This window comes from Allosphingosinicella sp., from assembly GCF_036403745.1.
GTDB lineage: Bacteria > Pseudomonadota > Alphaproteobacteria > Sphingomonadales > Sphingomonadaceae > Allosphingosinicella.
This window is the reverse complement of sequence record NZ_DASWQI010000043.1, coordinates 155,889-173,928: the sequence shown is the minus strand read 5'-3', so window position 1 is coordinate 173,928 and position 18,040 is coordinate 155,889. Positions and strand designations below refer to the sequence as shown.

At 61.8% G+C, this 18,040-nt stretch carries 18 protein-coding genes; 4 read left to right on the top strand and 14 right to left on the bottom strand.

Annotated features, from left to right (window positions below; translation table 11 throughout):
* Positions 1 to 3 precede the first annotated feature (3 nt).
* The 9 genes from VGC56_RS07455 to VGC56_RS07415 all read right to left on the bottom strand — a co-directional run bounded on the left by VGC56_RS07455 (position 4) and on the right by VGC56_RS07415 (position 9,032).
* Complete coding sequence (locus VGC56_RS07455) at positions 4 to 1,134, bottom strand: HlyD family secretion protein (RefSeq protein WP_464124252.1); 1,131 nt, start codon at positions 1,132 to 1,134, stop codon at positions 4 to 6.
* A 209-nt stretch (positions 1,135 to 1,343) separates the two neighbouring features.
* Positions 1,344 to 1,916 carry a hypothetical protein gene (locus VGC56_RS07450; protein WP_464124251.1) on the bottom strand — a complete coding sequence of 191 codons (573 nt, stop codon included), beginning with the start codon at positions 1,914 to 1,916 and terminating at the stop codon, positions 1,344 to 1,346.
* 448 nt (positions 1,917 to 2,364) lie between these two features.
* The gene (locus VGC56_RS07445) at positions 2,365 to 2,778 is read right to left on the bottom strand and encodes a phosphatase PAP2 family protein (protein ID WP_464124376.1); all 414 of its coding nucleotides are present in this window, start codon (positions 2,776 to 2,778) and stop codon (positions 2,365 to 2,367) included.
* A gap of 81 nt (positions 2,779 to 2,859) precedes the next feature.
* Positions 2,860 to 3,219 carry a hypothetical protein gene (locus VGC56_RS07440; protein ID WP_464124250.1) on the bottom strand — a complete coding sequence of 120 codons (360 nt, stop codon included), beginning with the start codon at positions 3,217 to 3,219 and terminating at the stop codon, positions 2,860 to 2,862.
* Between the two features lie 148 nt (positions 3,220 to 3,367).
* Positions 3,368 to 5,266 (bottom strand): GMC family oxidoreductase, encoded by a 1,899-nt coding sequence (locus VGC56_RS07435; RefSeq protein ID WP_464124249.1) that lies wholly within the window; start codon positions 5,264 to 5,266, stop codon positions 3,368 to 3,370.
* The gene (locus tag VGC56_RS07430; protein ID WP_464124248.1) at positions 5,266 to 5,799 is read right to left on the bottom strand and encodes a hypothetical protein; all 534 of its coding nucleotides are present in this window, start codon (positions 5,797 to 5,799) and stop codon (positions 5,266 to 5,268) included. The genes VGC56_RS07435 and VGC56_RS07430 overlap by 1 nt, the downstream gene beginning before the upstream one ends.
* Before the next feature lie 12 nt (positions 5,800 to 5,811).
* Positions 5,812 to 7,203 (bottom strand): hypothetical protein, encoded by a 1,392-nt coding sequence (locus tag VGC56_RS07425; RefSeq protein WP_464124247.1) that lies wholly within the window; start codon positions 7,201 to 7,203, stop codon positions 5,812 to 5,814.
* Positions 7,200 to 7,580 (bottom strand): putative quinol monooxygenase, encoded by a 381-nt coding sequence (locus VGC56_RS07420; protein WP_464124246.1) that lies wholly within the window; start codon positions 7,578 to 7,580, stop codon positions 7,200 to 7,202. The genes VGC56_RS07425 and VGC56_RS07420 overlap by 4 nt, the downstream gene beginning before the upstream one ends.
* Positions 7,581 to 7,583: 3 nt before the next feature.
* Positions 7,584 to 9,032, bottom strand: coding sequence for an FAD-binding oxidoreductase (locus tag VGC56_RS07415; protein WP_464124245.1), 1,449 nt, complete (start codon positions 9,030 to 9,032; stop codon positions 7,584 to 7,586).
* Positions 9,033 to 9,336: 304 nt separating this feature from the next.
* Between VGC56_RS07415 and VGC56_RS07410 the strand changes: the two genes are divergently transcribed.
* From VGC56_RS07410 to VGC56_RS07400, 3 genes are all read left to right on the top strand, one after another.
* Positions 9,337 to 10,431 (top strand): Vgb family protein, encoded by a 1,095-nt coding sequence (locus VGC56_RS07410; RefSeq protein ID WP_464124244.1) that lies wholly within the window; start codon positions 9,337 to 9,339, stop codon positions 10,429 to 10,431.
* 437 nt (positions 10,432 to 10,868) lie between these two features.
* A complete protein-coding gene (locus VGC56_RS07405; protein WP_464124243.1) occupies positions 10,869 to 12,170 on the top strand; it encodes a heme-binding protein in 1,302 nt (433 codons plus the stop codon).
* A gap of 778 nt (positions 12,171 to 12,948) precedes the next feature.
* Complete coding sequence (locus VGC56_RS07400) at positions 12,949 to 13,449, top strand: hypothetical protein (protein WP_464124242.1); 501 nt, start codon at positions 12,949 to 12,951, stop codon at positions 13,447 to 13,449.
* Positions 13,450 to 13,525: 76 nt separating this feature from the next.
* Here the strand turns inward: VGC56_RS07400 and VGC56_RS07395 are convergent, their stop codons facing one another.
* Complete coding sequence (locus VGC56_RS07395) at positions 13,526 to 13,786, bottom strand: hypothetical protein (RefSeq protein WP_464124241.1); 261 nt, start codon at positions 13,784 to 13,786, stop codon at positions 13,526 to 13,528.
* Between the two features lie 36 nt (positions 13,787 to 13,822).
* A complete protein-coding gene (locus VGC56_RS07390; protein ID WP_464124240.1) occupies positions 13,823 to 14,398 on the bottom strand; it encodes an SOS response-associated peptidase in 576 nt (191 codons plus the stop codon).
* 374 nt (positions 14,399 to 14,772) lie between these two features.
* Here VGC56_RS07390 and VGC56_RS07385 point away from each other — a divergent pair, with 374 nt between their 5' ends.
* Positions 14,773 to 14,979: a hypothetical protein gene (locus tag VGC56_RS07385; protein WP_464124239.1), complete on the top strand. Its 207-nt coding sequence runs from the start codon at positions 14,773 to 14,775 to the stop codon at positions 14,977 to 14,979.
* A 515-nt stretch (positions 14,980 to 15,494) separates the two neighbouring features.
* On the opposite strand, the gene VGC56_RS07380 is transcribed toward VGC56_RS07385, so the two are convergent.
* The 3 genes from VGC56_RS07380 to VGC56_RS07370 form a co-directional block, all read right to left on the bottom strand.
* Positions 15,495 to 16,139 carry a hypothetical protein gene (locus tag VGC56_RS07380; protein WP_464124238.1) on the bottom strand — a complete coding sequence of 215 codons (645 nt, stop codon included), beginning with the start codon at positions 16,137 to 16,139 and terminating at the stop codon, positions 15,495 to 15,497.
* 109 nt (positions 16,140 to 16,248) lie between these two features.
* A complete protein-coding gene (locus VGC56_RS07375; RefSeq protein ID WP_464124237.1) occupies positions 16,249 to 17,133 on the bottom strand; it encodes a 3'-5' exonuclease in 885 nt (294 codons plus the stop codon).
* Between the two features lie 69 nt (positions 17,134 to 17,202).
* Positions 17,203 to 18,012 carry a hypothetical protein gene (locus VGC56_RS07370; protein ID WP_464124236.1) on the bottom strand — a complete coding sequence of 270 codons (810 nt, stop codon included), beginning with the start codon at positions 18,010 to 18,012 and terminating at the stop codon, positions 17,203 to 17,205.
* Positions 18,013 to 18,040 lie beyond the last annotated feature (28 nt).

Below are 18,040 nucleotides of genomic sequence, written 5' to 3'. Positions count from 1 at the left end.
GCGTCAGCCCCGGCTTGCGGCGCGGAAAGGGCTCATTAGCCAATCCCAGAAAGGCTGCTGGTCCAACACAATGGATGCTGTGAGGGTCATGCCCGGCTTCAGCGAGTATCGCTTCCCGTAGGCCAAAACGTCTTGATGATCAATCCTCGCAACTGCTTTGTAGACTGGCTCCTCTACCTTGAAAGGTACATCGGCTTCATTTTGCGACAGCGCAACCCTGGAAACGGAGATGATGCCCCCGTCAAAACTCCCGTAGCGCTGATACGGGAACGCATCATACTCGAGCTTCGCCCGCTCGCCTACACGGACGAAGCCAATCGCCCGTGAGGGAAGATAGATCTCCGCCTCGATCTCAGCGTTAAGCGGGACGATTGACATGAGCGGAACCGGCCCGCCGACGGCGCGACCTAAGCCCGTCTGGAGGGCTGTGACCCGGCCGGCGACAGGTGCAGAGATGGTGTAACCATGCTGAGCCTGTAATTGTAGTCGCTGCTCCTGTAAGCCTTGGGCGGTCGAAAGAGAGCTTAGTATCTCGTCTTGGCTTGACATCCGGCCAGCTGTGCCTTCTTGCTCGACTTTAACAACCTCAGCATTCAAAGCTTCAGCCTGAGTTTCGAGCTGCGCTTGCTGCTCGACTGCTTGAAGATAGCTTTCGCGTCGGCGCTCATATTCAATCTTGCTGACCCATCCACGCGAAACGACGCTGTCGAGTGCTCTGAAGCTCTTCTCTTCAGAGCGAACGACCTCACCTTGCCACTTCGCCTCCTTCGACACCTTTGCACGCTGCGAGCGGAGACTTGAAACGATCCCGGTCACGGCTGCGTCCTGGAGCGAGATTTTCCGGCGGGCAAGAGACGCACGAGCTAGAGCCAGTTTCTGCTCCTCCTCGAGGGCGCGTTGCCCCGCCTCCGAAAGCCCGGCACCGACGTCACTCGCCTGTTCCACCCGCACCGTCGCGATGGTTTGGCCCTCTCTTACGACATCACCATCCTTCACAAAAAGCTGCGTTACGACACCAGTGCGACTGGCAAGGATCTTTGCCGAGCTCGTGGCTGTGATCAGAAGACCCTTCGCCTCGATTGTCCGGTGATAAGAGCCGAGCGCCACCCAAGCACCGGCGGCGGCAAATATCATGACAAAGAGCGCGGTCAGGAGCCGCGAAAACCCCTCCTGGTGGAGAAGTATCTCACCGGCGAGTCGCCCGCGGCGAGCGTCGAAAACCTCGCTGCGGAAGAGGTCTTTTGCTGGGTCGCCCCCTCCCTCGGATCGTGAGGGGGGACTGGGTGGAAGCGCTAGCATTTCAGGTGGCACCGCAAAAGTCAGGAAACAGCACGCTATCGGCGCTAGCCGCAGACGACTCGGCTGTCCTTATCCCATGGGATGAGCTTTGGCTCGTGGACGTCCAGGACACTGACCTTGCCCGGCCAATGTTCAATTGTGCGGCTATGCGGCTTCACGAGACATACGGTCGCCTTGTGTTTCTTGCCGCCTGCCAGAATCTCAAGGTGGTACGTCAGCGCTGATGAATAGCCGTTTTCGACAACAAGCGCTGTTTGTCCTTGCGGATATTCGATGGCTTTAAAACGTACGACGCCCGGCTTCGGCGGCGGCGTTCGGCGGGTTGCGCCAGGCGCGACCGCAACGGATCCCACGAAGTAACGGCCATCGCGGCCTAACAGATGATCCACGCTGGCTGTCTCGTAATCTTCCGGCGTAGCAGCGGTCTGGCCGCTGATGTCAGTGCCGTTCTCTCCCCGTAACTCGACGGCGTATCCGGGTTTCAGGTCGAGAACGCGAGCCGCCGGCTTACCCTCCGCAGCCCCCGACGCCATCAATACCGCGATGCACATACCCGTGCACAAAGCCCATTTCCCCATGCCGCTGTCCCACTGCGTCCAAATAGAATCCAGCGACACAATCCACGGAATTGCTATGTTTGACAACAGCTTTCGTCGTGCATCATCGGAAGTGCCTCGTGCTCAGGCTAAGAGGACCGATTTGAGCTTAAGCCGGAGCGAAGCAGGCCGAGAGAGAAAAGTGCCTCGTCCTTCCTGTCGATGAAGGTTCGAGAGGTGGAGGATCGGTCGTCAGACGATGAAGTCGGTGCCCTCCAGAGGGAGGGGAATGTCGTGCGTGCGTCGAGTCCCCCCAAGGAAGGCGGTACTATGTGAAGGATCGCCACTCGGAGGCCTTATTGTCTGCCCCTATTCCAAAATTCAAGTCCGAGCGGCCGCGCAGTCGATGTTCAAATCGAGTCGCAACTTTACGGCGGCCAACCTCGGCGTGAGGCTCGCCTCATCAATCTTCAGCCCGGCAACCACCAAGATTGAGAGAGCGCGCAGTATTCGTTGGCTGGGGCCCGCTTCAGCGGTTGCGCTGCCCCGACGGGACCGAGGCGGGGACCGGGTGTCGGGCGATGAATGTCCTAAATTCGGCCCTCGCATTGTCGAGCGCTAGCCGGAAGCCAGGATCTGCTTCCTCCCGCGCCATCAACGCTGCGGCGGCGAGACGTCCTGCGGTAACATCAGACTCATAATGGAAACCGCAGATGGCGCGGCTCTCACCGAATGCAATCCCACGGGCGATCAGCGCATCTGAACGGTCGGGGGCGAGATCACTAAGAATCGATGCCCAGATCCAGCCAAGCACCGCGTGAGTTGACGGATAAGATCCCGTGTCAGGCAGGTGATGCGACACGTCCTCTAGTGTCAGCGGGCAATGCTTCTCCGCTGGATGGGCAACGAAAGGGCGAACGCGCCCGGTACCGGCGGGTGGCAGGGATTGCTTGACGGGCGCAACAAGGTGCTCGGCGTCGGTGACCGTCCTCGCAATCAGCTCGAGCGTCTGGGGCGTGTCGGCTTAGGTAAGTGTCACCCCGAGCGCCGCCGCAAACCGAGGCGCGACTTGCGCCGGCACATACACATCGTCTGCGGCAGCCTCGGCGCCCCGCGGCAAATCAACTTGGCCACGGGTCTCGAGGAAGAGCATCGTGTCTTCGTTGTCGCGGTAAGATCCGACCGCTGGTGCAGCGGGGAGCCAGATTGTGACGTCGAGAGGCGTGATGAGAAAGCCGACGCTGGCCGGCGCCGTCGGCGCGTGGACAGGGGCGGCGGTCTGGGCGCTGGAAAGATGCGTCGGGGCTACCAGCGAAATCATCGCAAACGCGAGCGGGAGCCCGTGCCGTCGCTTAGTCAGCGCCAAGAACGTTCTCTTCGTCATGACGGCTCCTTTCACCACTTGGCTCGAGGGAATGCTTCTGCTTAGTTCCGTGCTCCGATCGAGCGTTTGGCGCCAATTCGTGAACTCGGCGCCTGCGGCGCGGGGGATTTTTACTAGTAGAATCCTAAAGTTCCGACGAGGCGATCCTCTACTTCAGTTCAGCAAGAATTGTTTTGGATGCCCAGAGTGCCAGCGCCGCCAGCGTGAGCGTGGGATTGCCAGTGGCGACGGTTGGAAAAACGCCGCTGCCGACCAAGAACAGGTTGGCATGATCCCAGGATCGCTGTTCAGCGTTGACGACCGAAGAGGTTTTGTCCGTCCCCATCCTGTATGTGCCAACGACGTGACCCGCGCCGAAATATTGGAAATATTCGGTCGTCGAGCCGTTGGGTGGCGCCGTACCTGAGGGTACCGGCACGTCATTGGCATCATATGTGACGGAGAAGGACGTCGGGATTTCGCCAAGCCAGCTCTTGTCGGCGGCCTGGGTGAATTCCTCGGCCCCCATGGCGGCGTAAATCTGGGTCGCCACACGCCGCGCTGCGACGAATCCCATCTTCGTGTAATCAGAGAAGTTGTAGGAGATGCGCGGCCGGGGCAGGCCGAGGCGATCTTTGAACCTCGGCGAGAGCGTCACGTCGCAGTCATCATCGGGCGTTTGCTCCATCAGGAATCCGAGCCTGAACTGACGCGTGAGCGCACCGTTAAGATCGTTGACAAGGTCCGCACCGAACAACGGCTTCCCGTCCGGATTGAGCCGGCTGACATTGGTCCCGAGAACCATGTCGATGGTCGTTGTGTAGGGATCGCCGATCGGGAAGTTCCACCCTTCATTGCCGATCTCGATCCGAAACGCGGCGTGTTTGCTGCGGAACGCTCCGTCACGCATGCTCTCGATCCCGGCAGTCGAAAGCGGCCCGCGGTATCCGAACACCGGCTCCTTGGTTCGCGCCCATGAAAGATAGATCGGGTGGTCCATCAGATGCTGGCCGACATGGCCGCTGCTGTTGGCAACGCCGTTCGGAGTGCGCCCCTGGTTCGTCGACATCAGCAACAGGCGCGGCGTCTCGATCGCGTGGGCCGCAATCACATAGCGCGTGGCGCTGACGCTGCCCCGACCCGTCGCCGGTCCGTCAGGATCGACATAGGTAAGGAAGTTGATCGCGCTCACCTGGTCACCGCTCCCGACGAGGATTTCGCTGGCGACCGTCTGGTACTGGATCGTGACGGTGGGAAATTGGAGCGCGTCGGCCAACGTAACTGTCGGGTCGTACTTGGCCTGAATCGGGCAAATGGGAATGCAGTTTGTGTTGCCCGCGCATTGGCGGCGGTTCTGATAAGGTATGGAATTGCGGCCCGCCGGCGTGTTGCTGACTTCGAGTTTGATGCCTTCGATCGGCGGTAGGCCTGCGAGGCCGACGGTCACGGCCTGGTCGACCAGCGAGTTGGGGATCGGCGGCATCGGATATTGGTAACCCGGCGTGAAGTGAATCCCGTGATAGCCTTGGTCGTCCACAGCGGCGGCGACGCCGATCTCGGCTTCCGCCTGGCAATACCAAGGCTCCAGGTCCTCGTAGCGGATCGGCCAGTCTTCTTCGACTCCGTAGGTCGACTTAACCTTGAAATCGTTGGGCACGAAGCGGAGGCTGGTACCGAGCCAGTGCCGCATCGTACCGCCGCCGCCCCGCTCATACGTGCTCGCGAACGCCAGCGGCCCCTGCTGGTCCAGGTACGCTTGCGTCGGATCCTTCCAATTGCTCCCCAGCATCAAGGTGGTGGGACGCCCGACCGCCATTCCAGAAGGATCGCTCGGAGCCTGGATGCCGTCTTTGTTGGCAACCGCGATCGGCGGATCGTAGGGCGACTCGGGAACCTTGGCCTGGGCGAGATAGAAGCGCTCGAGGTAGTCGGCATAGGAGCCCTGCCCGTCCAGCCCCGCTTCGAGGATCAACACCGTCTTACCCGCGGCGCCGAGCCGTTTCGCGATAAGCGCCCCGGAAATGCCGGCGCCGACGATCACCACGTCATAATGCGCGTTCAAGGCCATCAGGGGGCTCCCACGAAGTCGCTGAGCGGCAGCGGCGCCGCGTTCCAATAGCCGAAGCGCAAGTCGCTGTAGCCCATCGGGTGAGTCTGTCCGATCCGCCATGCCCATCCCTGGGTGTAGGCGTCGCTCGAGATGATCACGGCAGCGGGCAGGAACGGCGGCGGATCGGTCGGCCGGAGGTTCCCGACCGCCCTGATGTAGGCGTCGAGCGCGGCCGGCTCATACCAGGCGCCGAGATACCACATCAGCATAACGGTCTTCGCGACGTATGCGATGTCGCGATCCGCGCTCGAAAGGATTGTCTGCGCCACCTCTGCGGGGGGGCGTTGCCTAATCTGCGCGTAGAGAGCCATCAGCTTGGAGAAAGGCGCCGCCGGGGACGCGCCCGCCTTTCGCAAGGCATAGGTCAGATAGGCCTCAGCCGTGCCGTGCGTGTCGAGGTCGGGATGGAGCTGCTTCGCGTCGATCCCGGTCAGGATCGCCGACAGCGCGACGAAATCATCAAGCGGATCGACCGAGGCCGTGCTAATCATCGTCGGCTGCTCCTACTGCGCTTTTTCAAGGATGAAGCTGAAGTCCGATGTCCGGCCGCTGGCGGCGGTCGCGTTGCCGTGGCACGCCATGCAGCTGGAAGATGCCTGCGGCACGTTGCCCTGAACGTAGGTCTCCATCGTGGTATTGGCGGCGAATAGGGGGAAAGGAGCGCCGTTGGGGTCCGTCTTGCTGGTCGGTGCCGTCGGCCACTGGGTGGTGATCAGCTGATAGTTCGCTAGGACGCTGCCTCTCAGCGCCGCTCGGAACTGCGGGTTCCAGCGCGCGACGCTGCGCAAGGCCTCCGTCGGATAGCGCGTCGTGCGCGCGATCTGACTGCGAAACCCTCCGGGAAAGGGCTGGACGGCGGGATTCCAAGGCTGCGGCGGCTGCAGATTGACCCGACAAGCGGCCGTGCACCCGGGATTGTAGAAGTTGAAATGGCCCGAAGGTCCGGGCGAACTCGGCACGTTGTCGACCTGCTCAAAGGTTGCCCAATTCCATTGCGGCTCGTTCGTGGTTTTGTGGACGATGTGGAGTCCCACCAAGCCGAGCGACCGGATGTTGCAGTTCGCGCGTATGCCCTGAGATGCGGGCGTGTACACATAGCCGCGGACGACATGAAACCGGGCCTGGTTGTCGTTTTGACCCATGATCTTCCACGCGGCCTTGACGACGATCGCACCGACGGAGCCCGTGCCATCGTTTCCACCCGGAAACTGGATTGGTCCCTTGAACGCGCTTTGGCCGGCTCGGCTGTAGAGCCGGTTGGCGACGACGTAGTCGTACATCGGCTTGTTCACCAGGATCTGGTAGCGCGCATAATTGCCGTTCTGGTCGATCAGCGGACCGGTGTTGAGCGGCTGGCCGGCGACGCTTACCGTCGGGGTCACTGGAGTCTTGCTGATCATGCGCAAGACCGGCGCTCCCCGCCCGGCGCCCGAGCAAATCGCAGGCGGAGCTACGGACGTGCCGAAGGGAGGCGGCACAGCCCCTCCGGGCAGCATAAGGCTCGAAAGGTCCTGCCACCCCTCCCACGCGCCCGGGGCGTCCCCGCCGGAGCCGCCCGGCGGCGCGCTCAGCGCAACGAAAGTCAGCCAGGAATTGAAGTCGAAGGCTTGCTGGGCATTGACGAGGTTGAACGGCAGTCGGCTGTCGAAGGCGATCGCGCACGGCAAGCCGCTCCTCGCGATCGCGGGGGTGACGACACCCGGCGCATTGGGCGGAAGAATCTGGTTGCACGCTCCGGCCGCAGCCGATCCCGTCGAAAGCGACGAGGGCGAACCTGCGGCTGTCGGCATCATCCGCGGGGACAAGGCCTCGCGGCCATCATTCGCGGACACAGCAACCGCTGCCAGGGGCAGAACTGCAACCGTCAGGGCGAGGACGCTCGAAGCGATTTTCATGAGGAGGCCTCCGAGCCGGTCGTTACCATCGCCTGGCGGATGAAGCCGGCATGGCGCTCCAGCCATTCGGACACGACAAACAGGTTGCCGTTGTTGAGCAGGAAATGCTGCTTGTTGGCGTCCAGCCACTGCTTGAACACGCCGTCCATGTGCCGCTTGAACGCGGCCGCATCGTCGAACACCGACAGGAAGACGACCTCGTGCTCAGACGGAGTGGGGAAAGAGGTAAGCTCGGGCGACATGTTCGGCACGTTCACCGTGTACATCGGCACGAAAGGCTCGTTCTCCTCCACCAGTGCGACCAATTCGTCGAGCGCGCGCAGCGCCTCCGCGCGGTGGCCTTTGGCGATACTCCAGCGGGCGATGATCGGCAGCATGGGCTACTCCACGAAAGTGCGATTGAGCGGTGCCAGGTCGAGCGGCTTCGTCATGTCGGGCTCGAAATCGGAGGCGATGCCCTGCTGGAAGGTGAAGATTCCGTCGGGATCCACCTGCTCCTTGATCGATCGGAGGCGCGCGTAATTGTCGCCGTAATACATCCGCTTCCAGTCGCTCTGGAGGGCGTCGATATAATTGACATAGGCCCCGCTGAAATGAGGCCGTAGTTGCTCGAAAAAGTCGTGGGCCCATTCGACGTTGGCGCGTGTCTGCCCGACATCGTTGCGCGGCCACACCGCCTTGACCTCCGGCATGAAACGCGCCCCGCGGTGCGCGAAGGCCGTAGCGTCCTTCGTCACCTCGTCGATCGCGCCGCCCGCGTGGGTCCATACCATGAAGGTATCGAGGCTCGGGGCGCTCGACATGAACCTGTCGAGCGTGGCTATGAAATCCATGGTGAGGCCCCTGGGCGGCACTTCGCCCGAGCGGATGTAGGCGTAACGGCCGCCGACCAAGGTGTTGCGCCCGACCATCGTCTCGAACTGCGGCAGAGTCATGTTGTTGATCTGCGCGAAAAATGGGTCCCGCTTGAACAGCGGGTTGAGCAAGTCCATGCCCTCCGCGGCGTCACCGTTGTAGACACACGTAAAGCCGAAGGCTGATATGATCTTGCTGGACGCCGGGTCTGTATACGGACCCCATATGCCGTAGCAGGCGAGTTCGTTCGGAAGCGTTTCAACCCAGTCGTTGTAGAAGCCAATCACATCTTGCGCGTGGTCGGAGCGATATCGGATCTGCGATACCAGCATGGTTTCACTGCGAGGTTTGCGCAGTTGCAGGTGCAGGTCGACGACGATCCCGAAATTCCCGCCGCCGCCGCCGCGGCAAGCCCAGAACAGATCGATGTCGGTGCGGTCGCTGCTGTCCTCCGAAATGACCCGTACGTTGCCGTCAGCATCCACGATCGTCAGCGCTATGAGGTTATCGATGCTAAGGCCGTAGCTGCGCGAAGCGAAGCTATAGCCGCCGCCGAGCACGAACCCGGACACGCCGACCGGCGCGCAGCCCCCGCCGACCGGGATCAGGCCGTTCCCCTTGTCACCTAGATAGTTGTAGATATCGATCCAGCGGGTGCCGGCCTGAACCCTCAGAGTGTCGCCTTCAAGCCGAATCGCCTTCATCAGGGAAAAGTCGATGACTAAGCCGCCACTGTTGAGACAGTAGCCCGTGGCGCTGTGTCCGCCAGCTTTAGCTGTGATCTTCAGACGGTGCTGGCGTGCGAACTTCATCGTCTTGACTACATCGGCGACCGAGTCGACCATGACGATGAGGGCTGGCAGAAGCTGGATCCGTCCATTGTCGATCTGCGTCTGCTCGACATACCGCGGATCACCGGGTGGAAGCACATAACCACTTAAGGCGCGCTGCAGGTCGGCAGCAATGCGCGCCAAGTCTGTGTCCCCACCTGAAAGCGTCATGCTTCACCCCGCAGCCGTACGCTCGCGCGGACCTTCCCGGTCGCGACTAATGACAGAACTAGTTTTCGTTTACCCACCAGTACAAAAGTGCCCGTTTGCAGTGCACGCGATATTGGTCCCGTTGTCAAATGAAAACTCGGCGTCCCTACTAGGAACGCGATCGTTGTTAAGACAGCCTGTTTTCGACCTTTTGCAAGCCCGCGTGTTCCGGTGCTAGTCACCCGCTCGTGGGCGCCGCCGGTCCCCGAGTGCTCGGCAGCAACGAGGGAGAGTTAGGATGCGCGACCGTATGACGGATGCTGGGCTCCGGACCGAGAAGCCGATCGATGAATACAAGCTGGCATGGCCGGGCGCAGCCGCGGTGATGATGCCGATGCCCAGCGAGCCGGAGGATCCCTTCGCATGCTGCCTGCCGGGCGGTGGATCAACGCACGAGCTTGTCTTCGATCCAAACGGAGGCACTGAATTCTGGGTTTCCGGTCAAAACTACGATCACATCGCGCGCGTCACCTTGGAAGGCGTGCCCACCTTCTTCGCGATGCCGCCCGGTAGCCTGCCGCACGGATCAGTATTCGATCATCAAGGGCGGCTGTGGGTCACGTTCGAAGGGCTCGGGCAACTGGCCTGCATCGACCGTGACGGAAACATAGTCGACACCGTGGATGTTGCGATTAAATCGAAAATGAGGCGCGAGCGTTTCAATACCCGCCCCCACGGGCTGACTGTTGCCTCAGACGGTGCGCTGTGGTTCACAGGAAAACTCACTAATACCGTAGGGCGTGTCAGTCCGGACGGGCAGGTAGAGCATTTTCTACTTCCTACCATCGGCGCGGTTCCAATCTATGTCGCACCCGACGCCGAAGGCGCCATCTGGTGCACCGAGCTTGGCGGATCGAGGATCGCGAGAGTCGGCGCGGACGGGTCGGTGAGCGAACACCCTATCCCGACCCCGAATAGCCGCCCGATAACGATCAAGGCCGGCCCGGACGGTAACTCAATGTGGTTTACTCAGGAGGCGGGCGGCAAGCTGGGCCGCATCGACAGGGCCGCCCCCCATAACATCATCGAGTTCCCGGTGCCCCTGACCCGACGGGATGCCATCCTTGCCGGCCACACATTCGATCGGGCCGGGAATCTCTGGGTCCAGCAGTATATTAGTCCGCCCGAGTTCGGTTCGACGGGCGACGACTACATAATTCGGTTCGACAAGGCGATAAATGACGCTGCTCCAGGTGACCTCTCTGGTATCGACATCAGCTATTTCAGAGCTCCCTCCCAACGTACGGTCATGCACCGGATCACCCTGGGCCCCGACGGCAATATCTGGTTCAGCGAACTTGGCCTCAACCAGATTGGACGCATCACCCTGTGATTCCCCTCGTCTCCACGGAGGGAGGGGCTCCCGCCGCCCTCTTTTGTAAACCTGACCTAGGCTCTAGTGCCAGTGGAGAGCCGGTCGACTTACGGCAGCCAAGCCATCGCAGTCTCGAAGAGAAGCCCAAAAGGAAGGCTTCTGCACCTTGATAATAAACAACAGTTCAGCAGGTCTTAAGACACTTTTTGTGCTCAATCCTTGTCAGCCATTGCGCCAGCAGTGTCTTTGGGACGAGCAGCAATTGAACAGAGCTACGTAACGTGGTAAATCGAGTCGTCGGGGCAATCACGTGGTTTCGCGGTGATGCGAAATGATGACCAGATGTACGCGTTTTCCAAGACTCTTGCCTCGTCGGCAGCGGAGGGGCCGTACCGCAGCCCTACGCATGCTTGTTACAATCTCGCCGGCAGTAGCGAGTGGGGAGGAAAACCGAGATGACCGATCATCGCGACGACGACCAAGAGAGGCTGCTAAACAACCCGCGTATTCAGGAGCTCCTACGCCCCACCATCGCCTTGCAGCGCGGCGCCCAGATTGAGCTTTCGCCAGGGTTTCACTGGGACGAAGTTCGGTCCAATCCCAAAGAGCGGCTTCTGGCGCCGTTCCATTTCCCGGCGCCGGTGGGACCGCTCGATTCGTTCCGGGGCACGTTCTCCGGCCGCGGCTTCAACCTCATCTTCAGACCCAACAGCACGGCAACCCCGACAACTTTCCCGAGTCCGCCCCATGGACCAAACGACAATGTTCTCGAGATAAACCTCACTGAGGAGACGCTTTCCTTCACGCAAGGTACGCTCGGCAATATTCCGAACCGGGGTTTCGGCCATCAATCGGATCTGTTTCTTAACGGCGTCCCTTACGTGCAGGCGGTCAATGACGTCACTCAGGGAACGCCCGTCGGCATCCATTTCGAGCCCGGGGTCTGGCTCCAGGTGCCGGCGAGTACCATTCCCCCGGTGGGCGTAACGGTCGTCAGGATGGCTTCGATTCCGCACGGGACCACCATCAACCTCCAGGGCAGCAGCACCAGCACCGCCGGACCGCCGAACATCCCGCCGGTTGATCCCACGCCTTTTTCCACGGCCGGCGGCGCGCCATTCCGCTTCCCAAGCCAGACTGCAAGCGACCCTCACACTTTTCGAATTCCGCAGGATCTCGGACCGTTCATTGCCGGCGGGCAAATCACGCAGGCACTGCTGGACGACCCGAACAGCTTCCTGCGAAACGCCATCGCTCACCAAAATATCGTCCACACCGTCACGATCGAGGTGGCGAGCGCACCGGAGGTCCCGCCCGTGCTGTCCATCCCGTCGCAGGGCGGCGGCAATGCAAACATCGCCTTCCTGACGGCGAATGCCAATATCCCCGCCCACCAGGCGGGAGCGCCTCCCAAGATGTTCGCGGGTGCAAAGTCTACCTTCTGGATCGAGACGGTCGAGCACAAGATCACGATCCCGATCTTCCGCGAGGGGCAGCCCCCGCTGGTCGTTCCAACGGCCCCCGACCCCAAGCTTGGCATCCCTGCTCAGAGTTTCCTGATCCACCCGCCATTCCCGATCCCGAAGCCGATCACGATCACCGTCCACTCGACGCAGATCCAATATTCACAGGTGGTCCTGCTGAACTTCGGCCCCCTGAGCTGGCCGCATGTGTCGGTGGCCACCCTCCATTCGACGGCGCCCATCGTACCGCCCACATCGATCTGGGAAGCCGTTCGCTCGGCTATCACGAAGTAAAGGACGTTCCTACGCAATCGCAGACGCAGGGCCGACCCGGGAATCAGCACCGGGCGCGGGTGAAATGTGCGCCCGGCTTAGCGAACCCGTGCTCAGCCGACCCACCGGCGGAGGGAGGCCAACGCAGACCCGCGTGACGGCCGGTTCTTCACGAATCCTCTCCACGAACTGCGTACTGGCGGAGAGTGAGTGTGGCTTTGCGACAGAATTGCCTTCTCGTGCGGTATGACTGAGGCAACGACTGCGCTGGGTACCTCGCCAAACCGGCGCAGATCGGGAATGGGCGCTGCGAGCCGCGGTCGGAACTAGGCCCTTCCCTTTTCCGGGTGAGCCGCTTAGCCTGCGTCCGCCCACTCGCATGTGGGTCGAGGCGTGGAAACCTCGCTATTAGAGCCGGTCATTGACCTTAGGTCGACCGGGTGGCGGACGCGTATGTCCAGGCCATCCGGCTAAAGGCGTCCGCGCCTGTCTAATAGCAGGTTTCCAACATCCGGTTCCTAACGGACCGGCATCGCCTCGGAAACGGGGAGATGCCGCCGGCTGTCTGCCGTCGGCCTGTCAGGAGAACGACTGCGTGACTATTATCACCAAAAACACCGCCCCTTCCAGGAGGCCACTCGGGCGAGCAGATCGGCGCAGCCACAGATGGCTCGGTCAGCTCCTTCTCAGTTCTGCGCTTCTCTCCGCCTGTGGAGCATCGGGTGCCACCGCCAGAGACCCGAACGAGGCAGCCGCGAGCACCAACAGGCCCTATTCGATCGCTGGCGTCGAGCTTGGGATGACGGCCGAACAGGTGAAGTCCGCCGCGTTTAAGGCGGGCTACCGCCTGTCCAGTGAGACTGCCGGCCTGGACTGGGCACTGCAGCTCAAGAATGCAATGAGCGGACCGGGCCCACACTTCGGGGAAGCGCTGAAAGGCATCGCCGGGCAGGAATTCACGAAAGGGGGCGAAAGCATCAGCGTTAGCTACTTGGCGATGCCGCAGGGGTATCTCGCCTGGAGCGTGCACTATTCGGCTGGTCCAGCCGTCGTTTCCTTCAGCGACGCCGTCAACGAGATGACGAAGAGGTACGGCAAAAGCTCGTTTACGAAACCGGCAGGACATTGGGCGCAATGGTGCTCCGCTGGCGCGCGATCTCCGCAGGATTGCCTCAAACAATCCTTCATGTCGGTGAACGAAAGCCCAAATGGTGTGTCGATGCACACGGAGAACGCCCGCCTTCGTGACGAGCAGAAGCGCCTTCTTCAAGAGCATGGCGGGAAAAAACCGAGCTTCTAAGCGAGGAGGCGTCACTCGCGGGAGCTGAGATCGCTACCCTCTGCGTCGCGTCCGTGGGGGGCGGCGAATTCCGCGGCTAATGAACGATACGGCCGGGCGGCACATTGCCGAGGATCGCGTCGATGGACGTCTCCCAAATCTCTGTCTGACTTCCGAAGAGGTCAGCGCACGCGATCACCAGTTCGGCGCTGCGCTCCCGTGCTGCGATCATCGCGGAGCGTGCCCATTCCAGCGCATCCTGCCGCTCCTCCTCCGTCAGATCCTCCCAACGGCTTTCGCCGCCGGCGCTGATGAGCTTGTCGTAGATGGCCAGGGCGATTTGCTCGATCTTCGTCATGTGGACACCTCAAGGACTCTGAGAGGAATGGCGGTGTTAGGCCACCTTCATCAGCTGCGACGGAAACGGCTGCGCCAGGGAGCAAGCGTCGACTACCTCCCCGTCCAGCCACCGCTCGTAATCCTCCGGCTGCAACATCACCGGCATGGCCTTCGGGTGGATGGGCGCTACCAACGGATTGGGTTCGCAGGTGAGGAAAGCATAGGCGCGGCGGCCATCCTCGATCGCGCGCCAAACGCCAGCGAATGCAAAGATCGGCGCCTCATGTACGCTGAACCAATGCTCGCGTTTTGCCCCTTTCTCGCCGCTCCATTCGCAGAAGTCCGTCGCCGGCACGAGACAGCGGCGGTCCGGCCGCGAAAGAGCCCCCCGCCAAAACGGGCTCGAGAGGTTGCGGACGTTCGTCACGGGGGCTCGACCGGCGGCGGGCGGGGGGAAGCCCCACACCATCCGATCAAGCATCAGTTCGCCGCCGTCAGAGCGGCGCACGACTAGCCCCTCGCATTTGGGGAAGAGCTCCGGCTGCGGCCATGAGAGATCCGGCGGCACCAGTATGCCGAAGTGCGACGCGACCTCCCGCTCCTTCTCACTCATGCGATAACGGTTGCACATGCCAAACAGTCTGGCAGGCGAGGGACCAGTAGGCAACGATGCGGGGGATCCAAATCCCCCGCGGAAGCATCAGCACTTATGACAGCCGTAATGATTGCCGGTACGGGCGTTTCTGTAGTGCCCGCCCTTGTGGGAGGAACCATGCCCGCCAGCGTAATGTCCGCCGTGGCTGCTCGTGTGGTGCGACCCGGAATAGTGATGCCGGCCGCCGCCACCGTGATGACCTCCGCGAGCTAAGGTCGGCGAGAAGGCGAAAGACACTGCAGCGAGCCCGACCACTAATTTCTTGAACATATCCCACTCCCTGTTTGCGGCCGACTCTCGCGGCCTTAGGTAAGACTGCTCTTCAATCTTAACAAAGTCGAGACCTACACATGGAGAACGCTCCGGACTTTCTTACCCGCAATGGCTTCACGGTCAGCCGCGGCAGTCGTGCCGGGCTATACGATGTGGAGCGGATCGGAAGGGACCTCACCGCCGACCAGGTGTGGGACGCCTTCTTTCGTCTTTATTTCTGGCCGGCGCCCTGGCCGGCGCAGCCGCAGGAGCCCACAGCCTCTCAGAAGCTGTGCGGCGGATAGGATCACGGAATGAGCGGGGCTCGCACTACCCCGCCTCGATCACTCTAGGGGCACTTGGTGAACTGGCCTTTCTTGGGTCGCTTGCGATGGCATCTGCCGTTTTTTGTCCTTCGTCACGCCGCCTGTAGCCGCCGCAGCCGTCGCAGCCGGGCACTTCACAAACTTCCCCTTCTCCCGGCATCGCGGGGCCCGCCGCAGCTGCCTTCGTCGCAGCCGGCTTTGCCGAAGGTTTTGGAGCGGCTTTCGGTGCAGCCGTTGCTGAGGTCGAAAGCGCCAGCGCTGCCACGCTGGCGAGGATCACTCTGATCATGCATCGCGATACAGGGAGAGGCGGGGTTGCCGGCGTGCTTGGTAGGGTATGGCGGACGTGAGTTCGCAAGGCCGCGCAAGTTAGGTGCGTGCTCGATGTTCGTGGTCCATCATCAGACCATTGCCCGCTACTCCCCTGCTGCGAATGGGACGTCCTCGCTCCAGCGCGCTCCTGCACTTCGTTTGGTGGGTACCGGCAGCATCCGCTATTCGCTCGGACTTCGTGACGGTAGGTGCCCTGCATCGGCACGAGGGGGGCGGGGCCGATTGTTCCTGACCCACCGCTGATACGCTCCCCATGCACGCTCCGCGTCGGACTTGCTCATCAGGAACGAAAGCAGGACTCCCCAGAAGTCCTCGCAAACTGGCCGACTCGGCCTGCTGTAAGCTATCAACCGCCGGCGGCGCCGAGGTGGGTATGCGTCGAAATCAACGTTTTTCCGGAACGCGACCATCGCCACGAAATGGCCACCCGGCAGTTTTTCAATGACCTTCAGATCAACGATCTGGTCTTCGTCGGTTTTCGAGATCAGGAGCCAGGCTTCATCGATAGCAGCCTTCAACGTCCGGCGGTTGATGCTGACGTCCTCGACGACGAGCGCCAGCTCTCGCCAGAGCCTCTCCACGTCCCACACGGCTAGGGTCCAACCTTGCTTCAGCTGCTCAGCTAGATGGAGAACAAGGCGATGCTCCTGCCCCTTCCGCGGTTTGAACGATGGCAGAAGGTCGTAAGCCATCACTCGGCCGATTTGAGTCACGCAGAGCGCGGGTTTGAACCCAACAAGCGTCTGCCTGTAGTCCCGCTTTTCGCGGAGCGGCACGTGGATGATCAGACGCAAAGGGTGCTTCATGACGAAGCACTCCCCGTACAGCACGTTACGTCCACAAGTGCCGCAGGGGCACCAACGCTCGAGGCTGGGAAGGCTACCGGCAAGCGCCGTCCGGTTAAGGTCATGAGGGTCATTGAAACCTCGTGAACGCAGATACCTCTTCGAAACTCGGCCCCAGCGCCTTCGGATTCGCGTGCGGAGAGTAAACGTTCGCCGCCAGCCAGAACTCCTCCGGCGTGCGATGCTGGTCCGCCACCTCTCGCCACCACACCTTCCGAGCCGCGTCCCAGCGGTAGCCACGGCCGCGAAGCAGGTCCTTGACGCTAAAGTCTGCGCCGACGGCTCGGACGACCCAGCTTGGCTCGGCAGCCTTCTCAGTCAACACGGCCAGGGCTGTCCGCCCATCATCGAAACGATGCCGCAGGAGCTGAATTAGGGCGTCCACGTCCGCACCGGCACGATGGCCATCGTGGAACCACCCTGCTTGCATCAGGAGGAAGCCGAGCTTGCCTCCCTCAAGGCCCTTGGCACGCCAGTCGATCCCCTCCATTGTGCAAGCCCAGGCGAGACCCGCCGCACCGGGAAGCCGGGCCTCAACCCAGCGCCGGTCAAACCGAGCATGGTGGGCGACGATGAGCGTCCCCGCACTCAGAAGGCGTACGGCCTCCTCATCGTCAATTGCGCGCCCCTTGAGATCAGAGTCGGTGAGCCCTGTGAGCCGAGATATTTCCGGCGGGATGTCTCTCCCGGGGTCTTCGAGCCAGCTGTAGGGGCGGTCAATGTTCAGGATGACGCCCTGACGGTCGTAGCGAAACCGCCTCAACGCGAGCTCGATGATGCGATCGGCAGAATGGTCCAATCCGGTGGTCTCAACGTCGACAGCGACGCCGACAAACGGGGCGTCGTCGTGGTTACCCTCGCCTGTGAACCCGTCGCGCACCTCGACCCGCCTTAGGAGCCGGCAGTCCTGCGTAAGGGACGGCGGGATATGCCCGTTCGTTTTTCCGTTGCTCATGTCGCAAGCTCCCTCGCCCCGGCGCTCCCATCGGGAACACCGGGCTTCTCTTCTGGTCAGCTGATGGATTCAGGCGTCGAGGCGGTGCTCGATGGTCACGGCGAAGCGTCGATGCTCGCCCGAGGCGCCATTCCGCTCCACCTTCCGAAGCACTTCCGCAACAGGCGCGGGCACTAGGGCAATCGCCATCGGAGCTGCAGCATCAAAGCCGACGCGGATCTCCGCACGCTCCGCGGCGGGGGCACCAAATTCTCGTCTAAGCCTGGCGCGGAACTCCTCTGAGGACTGCGCGACGGAGGCGTGGAACGCCTGAAACATGCTTCCAGAGTTCGAGCTAAGCACGCTCGCCGTGTATAGGCTCAAGCGGGCTGCCGATCGGGACCTGACGCGGCCGCGGCTACGTCCACCGCCAGTCCGGACTTCTGTCGGATCCTCCAAGAGGGTGTCGATCTCGTCAGGATCGGCATCCAGCCCGAGCGACAATCCATGTAACAGAAGGGCGCGCATGAAATGCTCGCGTTGGAGGCAAGCCTCGAAAGCTGGCGAGCCGCCGAACATCCGGCGTGGTGCCAGGAGCCAGGCCATTGGGTCGTGCGCCTGGCCCTCTCGCTGGAATCGGCCTCCGGTTTCAGCCGCGACGAGCACCAGCCGACACAAGGACCGGGTCGTCGTGATCACCACCTCGTCAAAGGGGGTGTCGGGGTCCAGCGGGTCGACGAGGCTATGCTTGGCTAGCCGGGCAGACGCCCTGGCTTGAGTAGGACAAATGGTCATCGCATCCATAGCGAACTCCATTGTCGCCTGTTGATTGAGTCCGCGCGCTGGCGACGGGAGCAGCGCGGCGGCGATCCAGATATGCACTCCCCACAGCCATTTCAACAGTTCTCGAAGTATGGAATATATGTGT

What these genes read in the sequence shown, in the direction of transcription:
- VGC56_RS07455 (WP_464124252.1), bottom strand. Translation starts at nt 1,134, where the DNA reads ATGATATTTGCCGCCGCCGGTGCTTGGGTGGCGCTCGGCTCTTATCAC.
- VGC56_RS07440 (WP_464124250.1), bottom strand. Translation starts at nt 3,219, where the DNA reads ATGACGAAGAGAACGTTCTTGGCGCTGACTAAGCGACGGCACGGGCTC.
- VGC56_RS07435 (WP_464124249.1), bottom strand. Translation starts at nt 5,266, where the DNA reads ATGGCCTTGAACGCGCATTATGACGTGGTGATCGTCGGCGCCGGCATT.
- VGC56_RS07430 (WP_464124248.1), bottom strand. Translation starts at nt 5,799, where the DNA reads ATGATTAGCACGGCCTCGGTCGATCCGCTTGATGATTTCGTCGCGCTG.
- VGC56_RS07425 (WP_464124247.1), bottom strand. Translation starts at nt 7,203, where the DNA reads ATGAAAATCGCTTCGAGCGTCCTCGCCCTGACGGTTGCAGTTCTGCCC.
- VGC56_RS07420 (WP_464124246.1), bottom strand. Translation starts at nt 7,580, where the DNA reads ATGCTGCCGATCATCGCCCGCTGGAGTATCGCCAAAGGCCACCGCGCG.
- VGC56_RS07410 (WP_464124244.1), top strand. Translation starts at nt 9,337, where the DNA reads ATGCGCGACCGTATGACGGATGCTGGGCTCCGGACCGAGAAGCCGATC.
- VGC56_RS07405 (WP_464124243.1), top strand. Translation starts at nt 10,869, where the DNA reads ATGACCGATCATCGCGACGACGACCAAGAGAGGCTGCTAAACAACCCG.
- VGC56_RS07400 (WP_464124242.1), top strand. Translation starts at nt 12,949, where the DNA reads ATGACGGCCGAACAGGTGAAGTCCGCCGCGTTTAAGGCGGGCTACCGC.
- VGC56_RS07395 (WP_464124241.1), bottom strand. Translation starts at nt 13,786, where the DNA reads ATGACGAAGATCGAGCAAATCGCCCTGGCCATCTACGACAAGCTCATC.
- VGC56_RS07390 (WP_464124240.1), bottom strand. Translation starts at nt 14,398, where the DNA reads ATGTGCAACCGTTATCGCATGAGTGAGAAGGAGCGGGAGGTCGCGTCG.
- VGC56_RS07385 (WP_464124239.1), top strand. Translation starts at nt 14,773, where the DNA reads ATGGAGAACGCTCCGGACTTTCTTACCCGCAATGGCTTCACGGTCAGC.
- VGC56_RS07380 (WP_464124238.1), bottom strand. Translation starts at nt 16,139, where the DNA reads ATGAAGCACCCTTTGCGTCTGATCATCCACGTGCCGCTCCGCGAAAAG.
- VGC56_RS07375 (WP_464124237.1), bottom strand. Translation starts at nt 17,133, where the DNA reads ATGAGCAACGGAAAAACGAACGGGCATATCCCGCCGTCCCTTACGCAG.